The organism is Rahnella victoriana, from assembly GCF_004330295.1.
GTDB lineage: Bacteria > Pseudomonadota > Gammaproteobacteria > Enterobacterales > Enterobacteriaceae > Rahnella > Rahnella victoriana.
Genome location: NZ_SJOJ01000074.1, coordinates 1 through 602, shown reverse-complemented (window position 1 = coordinate 602; position 602 = coordinate 1). Strand labels below are relative to the sequence as shown.

General features: G+C 56.1%; 1 protein-coding gene. It reads left to right on the top strand.

Annotated features, from left to right (window positions below; translation table 11 throughout):
• Positions 1-602, top strand: a 602-nt coding sequence (locus tag EYY67_RS24360) for a phage tail tape measure protein (protein ID WP_131694617.1), incomplete at both ends; no start/stop codon positions are given.

Here is a 602-nt window from a genome sequence, read left to right as displayed (position 1 = left end):
CTGGCAGATGCCAAAATCACCGGTTCAATGGCGGGTACTGGGGCGAAGGCAGTGGTTACACGCTTACAGGCACCCACGGGCACCGCTGCTGCTGCACTGGGTGAACTAAAAGTAAAAACGGCGGACAGCAAAGGCAACATGCGCCCGCTGTTTACCATCCTGAAAGAAATGCAAAAGAGCTTTGAGAAAAACAAGCTCGGCAATTCTCAGCAAATGCAGTACATGAAAGCCATCTTTGGTGAGGAGGCTGCCGGAGCGGCTCTGACACTAATGGGTGATGCTTCATCCGGTAAATTGGACGGACTCACCCAGGCGTTCAAAACCTCGGACGGCAAAACCGAGGCGCTGGTGGCGATGATGCAGGACAACCTCGGCGGCGACTTTAAGGAATTTCAGTCAGCCTATGAGGCGGTCGGGACTGACCTGTTCGACCAGCAGGATTCGTCACTGCGCAAACTGGTGCAGACCGCCACCGGCTACGTGCTGAAACTGGATAAGTGGATTGTGAACAATAAAGCCCTGGCGACCACGCTCGGCAAGATTGCGGGCGGTGCGCTGCTGATTATCGGCGCGCTCGGCGTGTTTGGTCTGGTGGCGGGTCC